Here is an 18,277-nt window from a genome sequence, read left to right on the forward strand (position 1 = left end):
AACGAACGTTTTGGAGATTTTATTTTTTGGAGTTCCCTAAAAACCCACGACAGGACCAGAAACCGGGTTTCTTCACCTAATCTGTGGGTCAAAGCGACAATCTATGACAGAAACCCGGTTTCTAACCTTTGCTGGGGGACCAGAAACCGGGTTTCTTCCCCTAATCTGTGGGTCAAACCGACAATCTATGACAGAAACCCGGTTTCTAACCTTTGCTGGGGGACAAATGGAGACTAAAAGCCCGATCGCTCAGAAGCTCTAACTTGAGCACCTTGCATCTGTTCTAACAGTTGTTCTGGGGTAGAGGCGGGTTCTTGACAGGAGAGGCCCTCACAGACTAAGCCGATCGCCTCCGAGGGGAGGTCTGATGTTTGTTGAAAAATACAGGTGGGAAAATATTGAGACATTAACCCGGGAATGCGACTGCCAGCGATGCGGACTAGGGTGTGATGACGATACCAATCCAAGGCAGCAAACAGACTCGGACAGGCGGAAGGTGCGCTTTCCATAATGGCCCCAAAGGATTTGAGGGCATTAAAGGCGCGATCGAGATAGGTCAAGTCTTCGGTGAGCATGGATAACCGAATCAAGGAGGCGATCGCCACTCCATTGGCTGCCGGGGTCGCATTATCGGTATAACTGCGTTCCCGAACAATTAAATCACTACTGCTATCTTTCGCGGTATTAAAATATCCCCCCAATTCCACACTCCAGAGAAACTCATCAAACTCTTCCTGAACCTGAATCGCTTTTTCTAACCAATTGGAATTAGAAGAATGAACCTGTTCCATTTGTTCTAAATCCAATAAGGCTTTAATAAACAAAGCATAATCTTCCGATTGGGCGAGTACGGCTGCTTGACCCTGATAGTTGAGGCGATGAAAACGACCCTCAACCCATTGATGATCCAGAATAAAATTCGCCGCAGTGGTGGCTAGGGTGGCATATTCCCGATTGTCAAACACTACTGCTGCTCTTGCCAACCCCGAAATCATCAAACTATTCCAAGCGACAATCATTTTCGGGTCAGTGACTGGGGGAATTCGACCGGGCCAATTGTGGGTCTTGGCTTCGTGATTGTTACAAGCCGGAGGAAAGGTTTGAACCGCTTCGGGTAAGGCTCCATAGCGGACTTTAAATAGCTTGGCTAAGGCGGTTTCTACGGTGGGACTGAGGGCTTGGAGATTGGTGCGTTTTAAGACAATTTTCCCTTCAAAATTCCCCTCGGGGGTGAGGAAAAATTGTTGATTGAGGGCGGTGAATTCTTCTGGGGTTAAGAGACGTTCTAATTCTTGATAGGTCCAGACATAAAATGCGCCTTCTTCTGGTTCTTTGTCCTGGGGAGTGGTGAAACTATCGGCATCTTGGGCGGCATAAAAATAGCCTTCTGGGGCGGTCATTTCTCGTTTCAGCCATCGGATTGTTCCAGCAACGGCCCATTCAAATCCCGGTTCTTGGATGCCTTCACTCCAGAGATTGGCTAAAAATTCGACAATCTGACCGTTGTCGTAAAGCATTTTTTCAAAGTGGGGGACCGTCCAGGTGGGATCGACGGTGTAGCGGTGAAATCCACCGGCAACGGCGTCATAGATGCCACCGGAGGCGAGGTCAAAACCCCGTTGGGCGATCGCACTCCTCTGGTCATATTCGGATTCTCGGTCAAAGCGAGTCGATTGTAGGACCAATTGGGCGTAAGGCATCATCGGAAAGCTGGGGCCATATTCCCGATGGGCAATCACGGTGACACTGGTTTCCAATCCTTTCCAGAGGAGTTCTTCTGGGAGGTCCTCGGTTCCTGGGAGGGTCGCCGCCTGTTGGAGATGACCCATGATTTCTTCTTTGAAGGCTTCGAGTTTGCCTTTTTCGCGATCGTAGTAGCGGCGAATGGCTTGCAGCAATTCTAGGAAACCGGGACGACCATAGCGGGGTTCTACGGGGAAGTAAGTGCCGCCATAAAAGGGGATCAGGTCATCGGGAGTGAGAAAAATATTTAAGGGCCAACCGCCTTGGCCGGTCATCATTTGCAAGGCTTGCATATAGATGCTGTCGATATCGGGTCGTTCCTCGCGATCGACTTTAATCGGCAGAAAGTTGGCGTTCATATAGGAGGCGATCGCCTCATTGGAGAACGCTTCTCCTTCCATGACGGTACACCAGTGGCAACTGGAATAACCAATGGACAGAAAAATTGGTTTATTCTGTGCCTTGGCGGTTGCTAATGCTTCGTCACACCAGGGCCACCAATCGATCGGGTTCTCCGCGTGTTTGCGAAGATACAAACTTTGAGTCTGGGCCAGATGATTTGTCATAATGGGGTCCTTAGATTTATGGGTAAACTCTATTGGGGGAATCCTCAGCAAAGACAAGGGGAATATCGCTCAAAGGTTGAAGCGCCTTGGACGGGAAGCAATACCCCATCTAAGATATCAGATCCCCAGCAGTCTGTCGGAGGTTCAAACTTCTGCCGGATCGTCGGCAACAACCGGCGGCGGTTTAAACCCTCGTCGGGTGTTGCCACTCAATTTGACCCCATCCCTTCCCAATCCAACAGTGCAACTGCATTGTCCCTCTTGTTGGATCTGTGCTGTAGTTACATAAGGGTATTCCAAAAAATAAATCATTCCTTTTCGGTGGTTAAAGCAATTGTAGGGTGGGCATTGCCCACCGTAAGTTACGGTGGGCAATGCCCACCCTACAATTGCTTATTAGGGAAGGATTTGGGCTATTTTATTTTTTGGAGTTCCCTAATCAAAATCCCAGGCGGATAGAGGAAATCTGTTCTCATCAGACTGTGTAACTACACCACAAATTCAACCTAATTCAGTTGAAAATCAGAGTTAATCCAATGATTAAAAGTCTTGAATCATTGGATCTGATTTATAGGCTCTTTCAACACCTATTCCAGACAAAATTCTAACGCTTATGCCTCCTAAAAAAGGATTGTCCAAATCAACGATTAATACTAATTCTCAGCGAGTCGCGCTGTATTGGGATTGTCAAAATGTTAAAGTCAGTCCAGAACGAGCCGATTTTTTGGTGGAGTTTTCAGCAAACCAGGGAGAATTGGCGTTGTGCCATGCTTATTCTAATTGGAAACATGAAAGCCGGTCTCATGCCAAATATTTGACTGACCTGGGGTTTAAACAGGTTGATGTTCCTTCCGGTGAAAGAAATAGTGTAGACCACAAGTTAATTGTCGATTGTGTCAATTATGCGGTGGAACCTGATTCGGCGGAAATTTTTATTATTGTCTCGGGAGATGGAGATTTCACGAGTTTAGGTCATGTTTTAAAAAGTCGAAAAAAAAAGGTGATTGTTTTTGTCCAACGGGGGGGATTCAGCCCAGACCTTCTGGATGTTGCGGATGAATCTCATATTATTGAAAGTTTGGATGATATCCCCAGATTGCCTGCTTTTCGCGACCCTGCTTTGCTGAATTTGGCTTTAATTCATCGGTCTTATGCCAATGAAAATCCTGAAGTGGGTCAGAATAATGAAACCCTGGAGTTTTTAGGCGATTCGGTTCTCAATTTTCTGAGTAGCCATTTTCTTTACCGGCTGTATCCGAATTTGAATGAATCCCAATTGACTCGATTGCGATCGGCCCTGGTGGATGAAACCCAACTGGCTGATTTTGCCAATTATTTGGAGGTGGGTAAAAAAATGAAGTTGGGGAAAGGTGCAATTAAAGATAAAGCTCGCAAAAATGATTCGTTGTTGAGTGATACGTTTGAAGCCATTATCGGTGCATATTTCTTAGATTCCGGGATTGAAGCGGTGCGCAATTTTGTCGAACCTTTATTTGAATCGGCGGCGGAAGGGTTGCTCGATCGCAAGTTGACGGCTGAATCTAGTATTCTCTTAGATGCTAAAAATCGCTTTCAAGAATGGGTTCAAGGAAATCTCGGTCCCACTCAACCCAAATATGAAACGATCGCCCAATCGGGACCGGATCATGCACCGGATTTTACGGTGGAGGTGAAGGTGGGAAATGAAGTGTATGGAGTAGGTAAAGGACGCAGTAAAAAAGAGGCGGAAAAACGGGCGGCTGAGTTAGCTTTAAAAAAGGTTGGCGCACTCTAAAACCACTCTCCATCATCAAGTTTGAAGCAAGAAACGGGATTTTTGCGCTAAATAAATGTAGAGGCGATTCGCGAATCGCCTCTACATTTATTTAGCGTTTAGTAGTAAAAATTGCGTAGTTTCTGGAATCCTTTTGCGGGATGATCACCTTAGTTCGATCGCCGTCGCAGAACGTCCAACAACTTATGAAAATAATCCGGCAAGGGGGCGATCGCCTGAAGGGTTTCCCCAGTTTCGGGATGTTCTAGGGTCAAACTCCAGGCGTGTAGCGCTTGTCCTGGCAGATTCACCCCCAGCGATCGCCCACTGGAATATACGGGATCACCGACGATGGGATGTCCGATGTATGCACTATGGAGGCGGATTTGATGAGTTCGTCCGGTTTCGAGTTGAAAATGAATTAACGTATAATTCCCCAAGCGTTCTTTAATCTGCCAATGGGTTACCGCCAGTCTGCCGCCTTTTTCTACAGGAACGATCGCCATTTTCTTGCGATCGTGGGGATGTCTGGCGATCGGTGCATCAATAATTCCGCTTTCGGTTTTCGGGACTCCATAAATAATCCCGAGATAGTCGCGACGGGCGGTTTTGGCTTGAATTTGACCTTGTAGATGTTGATGAGCGCGATCGGTTTTAGCGACAACGATCGCCCCACTGGTATCTTTATCCAAGCGATGAACAATCCCCGGACGCTGTACGCCACCAATCCCGGACAAGTTCTCACAGTGCGCTAACAAGGCATTGACCAAGGTATCATCGGAATGTCCCGGTGCCGGATGAACCACTAAACCGGCGGGTTTATTGATGATAATCAGGCAGTCATCTTCATAGAGAATATCCAAGGGAATCTCGGTTGCGCCGATTTCCAAGGGTTCTGCTGGGGGAATCTCGATGCAGAGGCGATCGCCAGTTTCCACGAGGATCTTTTTCGAGGTGCAAACCTGCCCATTGACTTTTACGCAATTTTGTGATATCAATTGCTGTATTCGGGAGCGGGACAGGTCCTGTAAGTGGGACGCCAAATAGCGATCGAGGCGATCGGTCACCTCATTGACTTCTAAATTAATTTCTCTAATTGCCATCATTCCAGGTTAAGTCCCTATTCTTGAGGGAATTTCTCCCGGTTTGGAAAACCCCCGATCTAAAATTCGACTAAAATAAGAGAAGTCAGGCAGACAGCACTGCTGCCTACCTGACTTAATCTGAGGGCGAACGACCGGGATTGAACCGGCGAATGGTGGAATCACAATCCACTGCCTTAACCACTTGGCTACGCCCGCCACCACGTTTTTTACTATAACACACCCTTCTGGATTTGATCTACCCTTTTTCAAAAAAAAATCAAAAATTTTGAAAAATAGCAGGAAAGGGGTGCTGAACTCAGGGGGGGAATGGGGAAGTCTAAACAAAGAAATGGGTACGTTGAGTTCCGATGAAAAAAATGAATGCGATCGCGGCGGTCACGGGTACAGTATTAGTTGGATTGGGCGTAGCAATGGCAGCTACCAACCCGGGTCCTGAGTCTTATCACGACTATGCCAGTCAACGACTGATGGAGTATGCCCAAGAAAATGCCTGTGACAGATTACCCATTGCCAAGGGGTCCTGTGTGGCAGCGATTGGATCCGTCCAGAGTGACATTGAGGACATCATCCGGCGCAATACTCAGCGACAAAACTTTCTGTTGTGGAGCGTTTATAAAACGGACCTGTCTTTACCCCTGCCCTTAATTCCGGCTTATCAGTTTGAAACCGTAGGGGCCTTCCAGAGCTTCTACACCTACGAATATAAAAAACAGTAGCAGAATTTGGGGGTAAATCCTCAAGACCATGTTATACCGGGAATGACACCCTGTGGAGTCTAACTTTACCCGATCGCGCCCTGGTCAAAGTCATGAGCTACTGCGTTATTCCCGGATGCGCCCAACCCCAAAATCCTGACTCGGCAAAAATTTGCCAAAGCTGTGGCAGTAAATTAATCCTAAAAGCTCGCTACCGACCGATTCAGGCCCTAGGACAGGGGGGATTTGGTCGGACCTTTTTGGCGGTGGATGAAGATATCCCCTCTAAACCCAAATGTGTCGTCAAACAACTGTTTTTTCAGAAAGGGGAAACCCAGCACATCCATAAGGTGAAAGACCTCTTCTATCACGAGGCAGTGCGCTTAGACGATCTCGGGCATCATCCCCAAATCCCCTCCCTCTTGGCCCATTTTGAGCAAAATCAACGGCTGTATCTGGTTCAGGAGTTTATCGAGGGACCGACTCTCTCCTCGGAACTGAAGCAAAAGGGGGCTTATCAGGAAGCCGAAATTCGAGCATTGCTGAATGATTTACTCCCGATTCTAAGTTTTATTCACGATCGCCAGATTGTCCACCGAGATATCAAACCGGCTAATATCATTCGCCGCATCGGGAGCGATCGGCCTTCTTTCACCGAGCAACAAGCGGGGCAAATTGTGCTCATTGATTTTGGCATTGCCAAGCTCTTAAGTGCGACGGCGATGATGCAAACTGGGACAATTATTGGGTCGCCCGAGTATATGGCCCCGGAACAAACCCGAGGCAAGGTCGTTCCCGCCACGGATTTGTATAGTTTAGGGGTGACTTGCCTGCATTTACTCACAGGAATGTCTCCGGGAAATTTATACGATGCCAACCAGGACCGTTGGCGGTGGCGGGATTTTGTCCGGACCGATAAACTCGTCAGTGCAGATTTAGGGCGGGTATTGGATAAGTTGGTGGAAAATGGTCTTACAAAGCGCTATCAGTCGGCTGGGGAAGTGCTGCGAGACCTGAATCCGACTCCAGAAGCCTCACTTGCGGTATCGCCATCTCCAACTCCCCCGCAAAAGCGAGTTTCCTCGGTCAAGGCTCGTAAACAATCGCCCGTTCCGTCCCAAGCTGCACCAGTTCCACCCCGGACAACCCGTTGGCGGGATGCTTTGGGTCAGTTTTGGTCTGGAGTAGTCCCGTCTTCCACTCCAGTGCGTGAACCGGATATTCTCACTTCAAGCCTCGGCATTGATTATAGCCGATTGCGAGATTTATTGGCAGCTAAAAAGTGGAAACAAGCCGATGAAGAAACCCGGACCTTGTTATGTCGGGCTGCGGGTAAATATCCGAGAGGTTATTTATTTGAAGATGATATTGCGAAAATGCCCTGTGAAGATTTGCAGATGATTGATCTGTTGTGGGTGAACTATAGTGATGCAAGATTTGGGTTTAGTATCCAATCGCGAATTTATGAAGGGGTGGGGAAAGATTATGGGGCATTTTGCGATCGCATTGGGTGGAAAACCTACAATCCATCAGTTCCCTACGAAGGGATTCAATTTAATTTGAAAGCACCGATTGGTCATTTACCGTCCCGCAGTTGGTCCGCAGGTTCCAAATGGTGGCGACACGCTGGGGCGATCGCAGCTAAATTGGAACAGTGCGATGCCACCGATGAGAGAGGATCGTCCCCAGGATAAGGGGTTGTTGAGTTAAGTTTTATTCCGGTGTCGGACAGGAGGCAGAGCCTCATCAGGAGTATTCCCATCGCAGAGCCTGGGAACGAGGATAACTCAGGGATTGTAGCCAAATCCCACCCAAACAAGGCACAATTTGAGTGAGAACGTTGTTTAGTCAGTCTGTTACAGACTCTATAGATCTCATGGCTCAATCGAATCCTCGTCCCACCCTCGCTCAAATTTCGGTTCAAGAACTCGCCGATCGCCTTGCCAGCGCACCCTCGGATTTGCAACTGATTGATGTCCGCGAACCCCACGAGGTGGAAATCGCGGCGCTTGCTGGGTTTAGCATCCTTCCCCTGAGTCAGTTTTCCCAATGGTCCGGGGAGATTTACACCCAGTTGGATCCGGAGAAGGAAACCCTAGTTTTATGCCATCACGGTATCCGATCGGCTCAGATGTGCCAGTGGTTACAAACCCAGGGATTCACTCAGGTTAAAAATATTAGTGGCGGCATCGATGCCTATTCCCAACTGGTAGATCCCACGGTGCCACGGTACTAATTTGCCCCCGGTTTCCTGGAAAGGGAGACTCCCTTCCCGCTTTCCAGGGCGTTAATCGGCTCAACAGAGGAACCCTGTCATGATAATTTGATGATATTTGCACCGAGTCCCGATCGCATACTTTGGATAAAACAATTTTGAAATTCCCCTCCGCTTATTTACTGGTTTCCCACGGCAGTCGCGATCCTCGTCCAGAAGTCGCGATGCAAGGGTTAGCCGGTTTATTGCGCGATCGCTTGCAGGAACAGCAGGGTCAGTCCCGTTTGCCAATGGTGGGAACGGCACAATTAGAATTACATCCCTTGCCATTACATCAACAAATCACTGATTTTGCCAGTCGCGCCTGTGCCGTGGGTTGCGATCGCCTCCAAATCTTACCCCTCTTTCTCCTAGAAGGGGTTCATGTCATGGAAGATATTCCCGCAGAAATTGCCCAAGCTCACCAAATCCTCGGCACAACGATTCAGTTAGATTTACGCCCGCATCTAGGCAGTCAAATCAGCGGATTGAGCCACTTATTACAATCGGCAATTCAACCCCTTCAAGAGAGCAAATCTGGCGATCGACAGTGGATTGTCTTATCTCACGGGTCCCGGCGTCCCGGGAGTAATCAGGTAGTGGAGGAAATGGCAAATCGACTCCAGGCAATCCCCGCCTACTGGTCCATTTCTCCTAATTTAGAAGACAGGATGAACCAGTTAATTCAAGCGGGACATCGGCATCTGGGTATCCTCCCCTACTTTTTATTTCCTGGAGGAATCACCGATGCGATCGGCCAAATCGCCCGAGAACAGTCTCAACGCCAACCGGAACTCCAAATCCAGTTAGCTGAACCCATCGGCACCACGCCAGAATTAGCCGAATTAATCTTAGCCCTAACGGCTTAAACTAAGAAACAAATTTTCTTTGTTACTCAATCCAGAGGTCACGATTCATGCCATCAACCGCAACTGAATCCATCCAAGCACTCGTAGCACCGGCAGTCATGATTTCATCGAGTTCTCTCTTTTTTTTGGGATTAAATGCTCGACACTCCTCCCTCTTGAGTCGAATTCGACTGCTAACCGATGAACGCCGAAAACTGACCCGAGAAATCAACCATAATCAAGCAGTAGAACGGGAAGAAGAATTACGATTAATGAGTGTCAGAAGTCAACTTAGATTCTTGCTTCGCCGCGCTAAATATGTTAGAAATTCAGTGTTTTGCAATATTATTGCTGCCACCTTATTTATTCTCAGTTCCTTGGCGATCGGTTTAGATTATTTGTTAGAAAATCCGGTATCCCAGGATTTCCCCCTCTCCCTCTTTGTCCTAGGAATGTTAATGTTTTTAGGAGGAGTTACCTTTACCGGAGTCGATGAACTCATTTCCTATTCCGTTATCCTCATGGAAATGAAAGATGAACAAGACACCAAATAGTTTGTGGTCATTTGTCATTTGTCAATTGTCAATTGTCATTTGTCATTTGTGGTTTGTTTGTCATAAGTATTCAACCCCACAAATGACTAACAACCAATGACCAACAACCAATGACCAACAACCAATGACCAATGACCAATGACCAATGACCAATTAAGCCAGAGAACGCAATAAATTTTTCACCGTTTCAATCAACTCAGAGGGATGAAACGGTTTAGCCAAATATGCATCGGCCCCTTGCTTAATCCCCCAATATCGGTCAAACTGTTCCGCCTTACTCGAACACATCAACACCGGAATATTTTGACCATTCGGAGTTTTTTTCAGCCACCGGCATAAATCATACCCATTCATCCGAGGCATAATGATATCTAATACCACAATATCCGGAGGACAATCTACAATTTTTTGTTGAGCCTCGACCCCATCCCGGGCTTCAATGACCCTCATTCCAACCTTTTGGAGGATAGAGGAGAGCATTTCCCGCGCTGTAGCACTATCGTCCACAATCAATACCGTACTCATAATGACCTTTCTATATACTGGGTTTCAAAGATTGACTGAATAGGAACGCGATCTATTTTATCTTACAAGTTTCCTCGAATCAGAATCGAGCCAGTGAGTTCCGCTCACCCCACCCTTCAAGTCTCCACCCTTTCCTTTCCAGGGAATTGCACCGATTGAATTCCTGTTTTTCACGAATTCAGGGACGGTTAGATGGAGCGCGAATGGGTTTAGCAAAGGTGGGAAGCCTCTCCCCTAAATCCCCTTTTTATCGGGGGAGTAGCTGCTTGAGAGTTTGCTCCATCCTCAAACCGGAACGGATTGAGGATAGGGGGATAAACAGGGCATCACGGGTGTAATATCATAACCTATAAGGGGAGATAATCAAGCAACTGATTGACTGTTTTCTCTATTGTAGAAAAGCCGGGGAGAAACAGCATCCGGCAAAAGGCACAACTTCTTCTATGACAAAAGTGCGAAGGCAAACAATGACTTTAGTCATAATCTCCGGAGGTACTCACCCTTTTGCCTGTTGCCATGAATCAACTCAAGTGCTTACCCTGCTTGATCAAAACCGGAACGGCGACAGGGGGAATAGGGTGCTACCTGGAGGAAGAGAGGGGAATATTTTTGGCGATCGCGAGAATTCCGGGGGTGCGATCGCCTCGATGAAATCCCTGATTTCATCGTAATATCGGCTAAATGCCTGTTTTCCGTCTACCCCCTTTATGAAGTCCTTCGCCTCCAACGGAAGGGACGGGTTGTCGGATTACGGCTGATATGTGCATTTGTGAAGGGGTCCCAATGATTCGCATTTTATTGGTAGACGATCAGAATCTGATTCGTCGGGGGTTGATGGCATTACTGGAAGCAGAAACGGATTTGCAAGTGGTGGGAGAAGCGGAAAATGGACAACTCGCGATCGAACAGGTGAAGCATCTCCAACCGGATGTGGTGCTGATGGATATCTATATGCCAGTGATGGATGGGGTGCAGGCAACCCAGGCAATCTGCCAGCAATTTCCCGAGGTGAAAGTCTTGGTGCTCACCACGGTGGATGATGATGAGTCGGTGGCAGAGGCGCTGCGCGGAGGTGCCCGGGGATACTTACTCAAAGATACCCCATCAGAAGAGTTAGCCCATGCCATTCGCACGGTTCACAAGGGCTATACTCAAATTGGACCTGGTTTAGTCACCAAAGTGATGGCAAAAGTCCAGACAACACCCCTTCGCAAACCGAATGTCCCGATGGGATGGCAAGAATTGACCCCGAGGGAATTGGAAGTGTTGCGGTTCATTGCTCAAGGTGCGAGTAATCGGGAAATTGCGAAGGAATTGTATATTACCGAGGGAACGGTGAAAAATCATGTGACTCATATTTTAAATCGGTTGAATCTGCGCGATCGCACTCAAGCGGCGATCGTTGCTCATGGGGTATTTTTTGAAGAAAACTCGTAACTTAGAGCAGTTGCCAACAAACACCGGACTCTCGATCCGGTAACTGCTGATTATTTTTAAAGGAATAGACTAATTATGCAGGAGAATTATCCCCCGGAAGAGACAACCCAAAAGTTGAAAGCGAACTTGCAATCCCATCTTGTCCAAGTTGTTCGCAGTCGCGACCCTTACTTTGCCACTGGCGGCTATTTCTATGTTCGAGAATACATCCGTCAACAGTTCCAACAATATGGCATTGTAGAAACTCACTCCTTTGAAATCAGTGGCAGAACCCATGAAAACTTAGTGTTAGATATTCCAGGAGGCGATCGCACCACCAAACCCAAACCCCCCATCTTAATCGGCGCACATTATGACGCCGTACCCGGTTCCCCCGGTGCCGACGACAACGCCACCGGCATAGCAGTCTTACTAGAAATAGCCCGCATCTTCGCCACCGAAACCCCCCGCTATCCCCTCCGCCTCATCGCCTTTGATATGGAAGAATATGGCTTATGCGGCAGTACCGCCTACGCCACCGAACTCGCCGCCAAACGCGAACCTCTTCGCCTCATGATTTCCCTAGAAATGCTGGGCTACTGTAATCCTCAACCCCATTCCCAACAGTATCCCCCAGGATTACAATATATCTACCCCAATCAGGGAAATTATATCGCTTTAATCGGCAACATTTCCACCCTAATCGACCTAATTAGAATCAGCCGAATTATCAAAAAAACTGGCCTCCCTTGCCAATGGTTACCCGCCGGTAAAAAAGGCAACATCGTCCCCGATACCCGACGCAGTGACCACGCTCCATTCTGGGATTTAGGATATCCCGCCATCATGATTACTGATACCGCTAACCTCAGAAATCCCCATTATCACCAACCCAGCGACACAATAGAAACCTTAGACTTAGACTTTTTAACCGGAGTTTGCCAGGGATTAATTGCCACTATTCGGAAGTTATAACCCATTCCGTCTGTAAATTAGATGAATTAGGTTAGATTGAGATTCAGGGGAATCCAATTGTTGAAAATTATGTTATCATAGTTAATACCCAATCCGAAAAAGCCCGCACCCTAAAGGGTGGGGCTATACGAACAAAGCCCGCCTGCGCGGGCTAAGAAAAGAAAGCCCGCACCCTAAAGGGTGGGGCTACACAAACGAAGCCCGCCTGCGCGGGCTAAGAAGAGAAAAGGTGTTTTATAAACCGGATAAAGTAGGACCATTTAATACCTAGGAAGTTCTTATGGTAATGACTACCGACACTGAACAGTTCACCCTAGAAGACTTCATGAAAAATCCACCTGAAAACATGGAATGGGTGGATGAGAAACTGGTGGAGAAAACAGGAATGACACTCAGACATAGCGAAATTCAATCGAGACTCTCTCGTTACTGGGGAAATTATAAGAGCGAATCTGGACAAGGAGGGGAGGTTTATGTAGAAATGCCTTGCCGTACCCAAAAACAGGGACGCCGACCTGATGTTTCTTATTTGACCCCAGAACTGCTAGAACGCTATAGAAATGAGCCAACCTTACCCCAAAGTCCGCCATTAGTGGCTGAGATTGCTTCTCCCACCGATGTGGCGGAGGAATTGTTAGCAAAAGCTCAAGAATATTTAGACTCAAATTGTCAAGAAGTCTGGCTAGTTTTCCCCGAAGGACGGCGAATTTTAATTCTGACCGAGAATAAAACGATCGCCTTTCAATCTGGCGATAGTATTAGCACTCAAGTAGTCCTGGAGGGATTTAAAATTGCTGTGGATGAATTATTGGGATAAAGAGAGGGAAAGAAGCCTTGATTTAGGCTTGTTTTTTACAGGGTCAAGGAAAATGTGCGAAATAAAACATCTATTTTCTTGCTTCACTGTTATAAAAAATAGAAATAATTTTCCCAATTATTATGAATCAAAACCCTTCATCGCTTCCTATACACTGCTACCCAATCACCCTCACGGCTGAAGGATGGATGGGACTGAATTACGAACATAAGAAACGACTGAAGTCGTTACTACGAACGGCAGAAAGAAACGACTGAAGTCGTTACTACGAACGGCAGAAAGAAACAACTGAAGTCGTTACTACGAACGGTAGGAAGAAACGACTGAAGTCGTTACTACGAACGGCAGAAAGAAATTTCTTCGTTTGTAGTAACGACTTCAGTCGTTTCCGGGCATTAACCTCCTGGAATAACCCTTAACTTAATAGGGAGCAAGATGCAAAGTCTACGGCATAGCTAAGTGCTGACGCACAGGCTACGCCAACGCTTACCGCACTCCTGAAATTCAGGTTAAAGTGTTGCGGTTGCGGGTTCTGGAGTTGCTTCCTGCTGCTTCTCTAAAAACGCATACAAGCGATTTAGAGCATTGACATAAGCGTGAGCGGAGGCGACAATGATATCGGTATTTGCGGAATGGCCGGAGAAAATACGATCGCCATGACGCAACCGAATCGTTACCTCTCCTAACGCATCAATTCCTGCCGTCACCGATTGCACCGAAAACTCAATTAACTGATTCGGTACATTCACCACCCGATTAATCGCTTTATACACCGCATCCACAGGACCAGTCCCGATCGCCGCATCCGTGAGTTCTTCCCCTGTCGGAGTCCGTAAGGTTACCGTTGCCGTCGGACGGGCGCGATCGCCACAGGAAACCTGCACCAACTCCAACCGGAAAATTTCCGGGGGTTGCTGAATTTCCGCATTCACAATCGATTCGAGGTCCCAATCTGTAACCTCTTTCTTCTTGTCCGCTACCGTCTTAAACTTGAGAAAAGCATTATTTAACTCTGTATCCGAGAGGTCAAATCCTAACTCTTTCAAGCGACTCGCAAACGCATGACGGCCCGACAATTTACCTAACACAATTTGATTGTCGGTCAACCCAATGGATTGGGCATCCATAATCTCATAGGTTTGCTTATGCTTGAGCACCCCATCTTGGTGAATTCCCGACTCGTGGGCGAAGGCATTGGCACCGACGATCGCCTTATTCGGTTGCACAAACATCCCGGTGAGATTCGACACCAACCGCGAGGTTTTGTAGATTTGTCGCGTGTCAATATTGGTCAACGATTCTTGAGAATCCACCGGACGCCCGAGGAACGGATTAAAATACTGACGACGGACGTGCAAGGCCATGACTAATTCTTCTAGGGCCGCATTTCCTGCTCGTTCACCAATGCCATTAATGGTACATTCCAGTTGTCGTGCCCCATTTTTGACCGCTTCTAGGAAGTTGGCAACGGCCAAACCGAGGTCATTATGACCATGAACGGAGATGATAGCATCATCAATGTTGGGGACATTTTCTTTGATACCGCGAATGATTGCACCAAATTCTCCCGGGGTGGTGTATCCGACGGTATCGGGGATATTAATGGTGGTGGCCCCAGCGGCGATCGCCTTGGTCAAAACCTCATACAGAAATTCAGGATCCGAACGTCCCGCATCTTCGGGGGAGAATTCCACATCATCCACAAAAGACTTGGCATAGGCGACCATTTCCTCAGCGATCGCCAAGACTTCAGGACGAGTCTTTTTGAGTTTGTACTCTAAATGAATATCCGAGGTGGCGATAAAGGTGTGAATTCGTGCTTTGGCAGCGGGTTTGAGGGCCTTTCCTGCCGCCTCAATGTCTGCGCGAGTCGCCCGCGCTAATCCGCAAATTGTGGGGCCTCCTTCGACCCCGACCAATTCGGCGATTTTTTGAACCGCTTCAAAGTCTCCGGGACTGGCGTAGGGAAATCCAGCTTCGATGACATCCACACCCAGTCGCGCTAACTGCCGCGCTATGGTCAGTTTTTCCTCTCCATTCAGACTGGCCCCTGGCGATTGTTCACCATCGCGCAGGGTCGTGTCAAAAATAATGATGCGATCGGGTTGAGTTGTCATGGAATGTACCTCCTAGTCCATGTTGAGCTAATGTTTGTCCGTTGACAACGAAAGCGGGCGGTTAGGGGTGCGTTTGTTGCACTGCCATATTCTGATTCTAACCGCCCATTTAGACTTCTGACTTCTAATAATCGATTTTCTCTATGTGGTCGCGAATATCATTCAAGTCAATATAGCGATCGGTGGCATTTCTCAACTCTCGGGCAATCATTCCTTCCGTTGAAACCACGGTGATATGAGTATTTTTAGAGCGTAATAGTTCGATCGCCCGCTCGAAATCTCCATCCCCACTAAAGAGCACCACGCGGTCATACTGTTCTACGGTATTAAACATATCGACGACAATTTCTATGTCTAAATTAGCTTTTTGAGAATAGCGGCCCGAGGTGTCGTCATAATATTCTTTGAGAATTTTGGTGCGAACAGTATATCCCAAACTAATCAGTGCATCTCTAAAACCCCGTTGGTCCTGCGGATCTTTGAGTCCGGTGTACCAGAAGGCATTAATTAACATAATCCCAGGCTGCTCTTGGGTAAAATATTCTAGCACCCTTCTGGGATCGAAAAACCAACCATTCTTTTGTTGAGCGTAGAACATATTGTTCCCGTCTACAAAAATAGACAGACGGTTCATTAAAAAACCCATAGAAACTTAGACCTAATATTAGTAGAAAATAATTAACCATGAAATGTGAATCCCTGTCGGTTTATCAAAATAAACCGCTTTGAATGGGGTTACCAAAAGAGCAGAGCGTTGGTTGGCTAACATTAGCGAACCAGACGGAATCCCCTGAGCCAACAATTGACTGTTCAGGACGTTTCATCCTGAATGCTGGGGGTTGGTGAGCTTTGGTACTCCTGTTAATCTTCAGCAGTGATTCCGATATGAGAGTCCCACGCCAATCTAGGTAATACCGTATTTTTTGCGCTACCCATCAAGGGTTAAAACGGGTCGAACTAAGAAGTTTGAATGCTTAAGACAGTAGTTGTGAATAGGTTAGAGTTTTTTCTATCATAAGTCTGTTTAGGAAATAGCATCATTCTACTGCATTGCCCGTTATAAAATCGCGATATGGATATTTTTTCTGATGTGGGATTAAATAAATATATGCTGGGTTGAGTTTGGCCCTATCACCTCCGGTTACTGATTGAGTGGAGTCCGTATCTCATTAACAACTTGAGGAATTCGGGGAGGCCCAAATCCTTCTTTATCACTTTACCGCTAAAACTGAGTTCCGGATTGACCAATTTCAAACAGGAGGGGGCGACTGCCTCTGAATAGCCCCAGTAGCCGCCTTGTTGCTGCGTCTAGTTCCAGAACATCCGCTGCTCGATTGTCAGGAATTAGCAGCAATCCCGACCCGTCCTAGCAGCCTGAAAGAACCCTGATTTTGGGAGAATCGATGGGGGTGCCGCTGATCCCTGCGGGCCCGTTAAAGTGGAGAATCATCAAGCCCTAGGGCGATCGCTTCGGGATTCCAACCCGGGGACAAGAAACCGGGTTTCTGGCCCTAAGAACGTTGATTGCTGAGTCAAGATGAGGTCACAAAACCCGGTTTATCTTCTGTGATCTGGACCCAAGCCCTAGGCCATTTTACTTTCAATGGCCCACCTTGCTAACTCGGTCCGGTTATGCAGATCCGTTTTTGCCAGCATATTGGAAACATGACTTTCAATGGTGCGCTGAGAGACTTTCATCGCCTCAGCAATTTCCCGATTAGCCATCCCCCGGGCGACAAACTGCACCACCTTCATTTCCGTAGGCGTCAGTTCCACATCAAAGGGAACTTGAATTTTCGGCCCATTCGTCCCCAATTTGAGTTGATGCTGAAGCAATCTCCCCGCTTGCTTGAGGGACGCTTCCACCTGAGAAACCAGTTCTTCCGGTTCAAAGGGCTTGACCATATAGACATCAGCCCCAGTATTCAAGCCTTTGACCCGATCTTGACTTTGACCCTTGGCGGAAAGAAACAGGACCGGAATCCAATTCGTGCGGGGGTCTTTTCTAACCTGTTCCACAAAGGCATAGCCATCCATTTCTGGCATCATGACATCGCAGATAATCATGTCGGGCATTTCTTTTTCTAAAATTTCGAGGGCTTCGCGGCCATTTTCGGCGGTGGTGACCTCGTACCCCCGAAATTCCAGATAGTCTTTAACTAACAGGATTAAGTTGGGGTCATCGTCAATCAGCAGAAGTCTCTTTTGAGCGCCTATACTGGATTCAGTCATGTGTTATTCAGTACCAAAGTTTGAATGGATTCAATGTAGATGGTTCGAGCCTTACGCTGGCAGTTTGATGAAATCCGGTGGAGAATCCCCATCGGAGTGGTAGAGACAGAATTCCTCGGTGGGCGATCGCGTTAGTTTAATTCCCTACCTTACCTGATCAGCCCTTAACCGACTGGCTCAAACTCCCCGTTGTGAGCGCTTTACTCCAAGGAGTAATCCGGTTAGTGGGTTTCTACAAAACTAATCTATTAATAAATATTACTCGCCATACAGGTTGAACTCGCTATCGATTATAACGGATTGTCCTACGGTTGAAAGGGTTTTTAACCCGGGCATCCCTAGGATGAACTTCAACCCGAGAAATCAAAGGGAAAAACAGGCATAGAATGAGGCGATCGGCCCGGACCAAACCCTCGGACCAATTCTACCCTTGAGTCGCGATACTTGTTACCCCCCCATCTGGTTTTTTCCCGGGGGAGGGGACCCCACCCTAACCCTCCCCTTGCCAAGGGGAGGGGACAAGAGGTATTCCGGTACCCCCCCTTAGCAACGCCATCGGGTTAGGGGGGGTCCAAATGTTGAGGGAAACACTCCAATATTTAAGACAGGAAATAGACGCTTTTCATCCCGGGGGGAGGGGACCCCACCCTAACCCTCCCCTTGCCAAGGGGAGGGG

Annotated in this window: 16 protein-coding genes and 1 tRNA gene; 9 read left to right on the forward strand and 8 right to left on the reverse strand. The window is 47.5% G+C overall.

The features are described 5' to 3' along the window. Nucleotides 1–233: 233 nt before the first annotated feature. Nucleotides 234–2,309, reverse strand: coding sequence for a thioredoxin domain-containing protein (locus NG833_RS16820; protein WP_254566442.1), 2,076 nt, complete (start codon nucleotides 2,307–2,309; stop codon nucleotides 234–236). Between the two features lie 144 nt (nucleotides 2,310–2,453). Beyond that, a complete protein-coding gene (locus NG833_RS16825) occupies nucleotides 2,454–2,621 on the reverse strand; it encodes a hypothetical protein (protein ID WP_254566443.1) in 168 nt (55 codons plus the stop codon). A 301-nt stretch (nucleotides 2,622–2,922) separates the two neighbouring features. On the opposite strand from NG833_RS16825, the gene rnc reads away from it, so the two are divergent. After that, the gene (gene rnc / locus NG833_RS30845) at nucleotides 2,923–4,083 is read left to right on the forward strand and encodes a ribonuclease III (protein WP_309143861.1); all 1,161 of its coding nucleotides are present in this window, start codon (nucleotides 2,923–2,925) and stop codon (nucleotides 4,081–4,083) included. 149 nt (nucleotides 4,084–4,232) lie between these two features. Here rnc and NG833_RS16840 read toward each other — a convergent pair whose 3' ends face one another. Together NG833_RS16840 and NG833_RS16845 are read right to left on the reverse strand one after the other, a co-directional pair. Beyond that, nucleotides 4,233–5,165 carry an RluA family pseudouridine synthase gene (locus NG833_RS16840; protein ID WP_375293921.1) on the reverse strand — a complete coding sequence of 311 codons (933 nt, stop codon included), beginning with the start codon at nucleotides 5,163–5,165 and terminating at the stop codon, nucleotides 4,233–4,235. Nucleotides 5,166–5,290: 125 nt separating this feature from the next. Next, nucleotides 5,291–5,363 (reverse strand) — tRNA-His (locus NG833_RS16845). A gap of 152 nt (nucleotides 5,364–5,515) precedes the next feature. Between NG833_RS16845 and NG833_RS16850 the strand changes: the two genes are divergently transcribed. The 5 genes from NG833_RS16850 to NG833_RS16870 all read left to right on the forward strand — a co-directional run bounded on the left by NG833_RS16850 (nucleotide 5,516) and on the right by NG833_RS16870 (nucleotide 9,519). Continuing rightward, a complete protein-coding gene (locus NG833_RS16850; RefSeq protein ID WP_254566445.1) occupies nucleotides 5,516–5,884 on the forward strand; it encodes a DUF4359 domain-containing protein in 369 nt (122 codons plus the stop codon). A 92-nt stretch (nucleotides 5,885–5,976) separates the two neighbouring features. After that, complete coding sequence (locus NG833_RS16855) at nucleotides 5,977–7,557, forward strand: serine/threonine-protein kinase (protein ID WP_254566446.1); 1,581 nt, start codon at nucleotides 5,977–5,979, stop codon at nucleotides 7,555–7,557. A 182-nt stretch (nucleotides 7,558–7,739) separates the two neighbouring features. Further along, nucleotides 7,740–8,099, forward strand: a complete 360-nt coding sequence (locus tag NG833_RS16860) for a rhodanese-like domain-containing protein (RefSeq protein WP_254566447.1) — start codon at nucleotides 7,740–7,742, stop codon at nucleotides 8,097–8,099. A 137-nt stretch (nucleotides 8,100–8,236) separates the two neighbouring features. Further along, nucleotides 8,237–8,986, forward strand: coding sequence for a sirohydrochlorin chelatase (locus NG833_RS16865; protein WP_254566448.1), 750 nt, complete (start codon nucleotides 8,237–8,239; stop codon nucleotides 8,984–8,986). Between the two features lie 47 nt (nucleotides 8,987–9,033). Beyond that, the gene (locus NG833_RS16870; protein ID WP_254566449.1) at nucleotides 9,034–9,519 is read left to right on the forward strand and encodes a DUF2721 domain-containing protein; all 486 of its coding nucleotides are present in this window, start codon (nucleotides 9,034–9,036) and stop codon (nucleotides 9,517–9,519) included. A gap of 153 nt (nucleotides 9,520–9,672) precedes the next feature. On the opposite strand, the gene NG833_RS16875 is transcribed toward NG833_RS16870, so the two are convergent. Beyond that, a complete protein-coding gene (locus NG833_RS16875) occupies nucleotides 9,673–10,044 on the reverse strand; it encodes a response regulator transcription factor (RefSeq protein WP_254566450.1) in 372 nt (123 codons plus the stop codon). Between the two features lie 783 nt (nucleotides 10,045–10,827). Between NG833_RS16875 and NG833_RS16880 the strand changes: the two genes are divergently transcribed. The 3 genes from NG833_RS16880 to NG833_RS16890 all read left to right on the forward strand — a co-directional run bounded on the left by NG833_RS16880 (nucleotide 10,828) and on the right by NG833_RS16890 (nucleotide 13,252). Continuing rightward, the gene (locus tag NG833_RS16880) at nucleotides 10,828–11,481 is read left to right on the forward strand and encodes a response regulator transcription factor (RefSeq protein WP_254566451.1); all 654 of its coding nucleotides are present in this window, start codon (nucleotides 10,828–10,830) and stop codon (nucleotides 11,479–11,481) included. 75 nt (nucleotides 11,482–11,556) lie between these two features. Continuing rightward, nucleotides 11,557–12,435 (forward strand): M20/M25/M40 family metallo-hydrolase, encoded by an 879-nt coding sequence (locus NG833_RS16885; RefSeq protein ID WP_254566452.1) that lies wholly within the window; start codon nucleotides 11,557–11,559, stop codon nucleotides 12,433–12,435. 280 nt (nucleotides 12,436–12,715) lie between these two features. Further along, complete coding sequence (locus NG833_RS16890; RefSeq protein ID WP_254566453.1) at nucleotides 12,716–13,252, forward strand: Uma2 family endonuclease; 537 nt, start codon at nucleotides 12,716–12,718, stop codon at nucleotides 13,250–13,252. A 509-nt stretch (nucleotides 13,253–13,761) separates the two neighbouring features. Here the strand turns inward: NG833_RS16890 and NG833_RS16895 are convergent. From NG833_RS16895 to NG833_RS16905, 3 genes are all read right to left on the reverse strand, one after another. Then, complete coding sequence (locus NG833_RS16895; RefSeq protein ID WP_254566454.1) at nucleotides 13,762–15,369, reverse strand: 2-isopropylmalate synthase; 1,608 nt, start codon at nucleotides 15,367–15,369, stop codon at nucleotides 13,762–13,764. Between the two features lie 124 nt (nucleotides 15,370–15,493). Continuing rightward, nucleotides 15,494–16,015 carry an NYN domain-containing protein gene (locus tag NG833_RS16900; RefSeq protein ID WP_015147155.1) on the reverse strand — a complete coding sequence of 174 codons (522 nt, stop codon included), beginning with the start codon at nucleotides 16,013–16,015 and terminating at the stop codon, nucleotides 15,494–15,496. Between the two features lie 938 nt (nucleotides 16,016–16,953). Further along, on the reverse strand, nucleotides 16,954–17,601 hold the full coding sequence (locus NG833_RS16905; RefSeq protein ID WP_254566455.1) for a response regulator transcription factor: 648 nt from the start codon (nucleotides 17,599–17,601) through the stop codon (nucleotides 16,954–16,956). Nucleotides 17,602–18,277 lie beyond the last annotated feature (676 nt).

This window comes from Oscillatoria sp. HE19RPO, from assembly GCF_024220515.1.
In the GTDB taxonomy this organism is placed as follows: Bacteria; Cyanobacteriota; Cyanobacteriia; order Cyanobacteriales; family Laspinemataceae; genus Laspinema.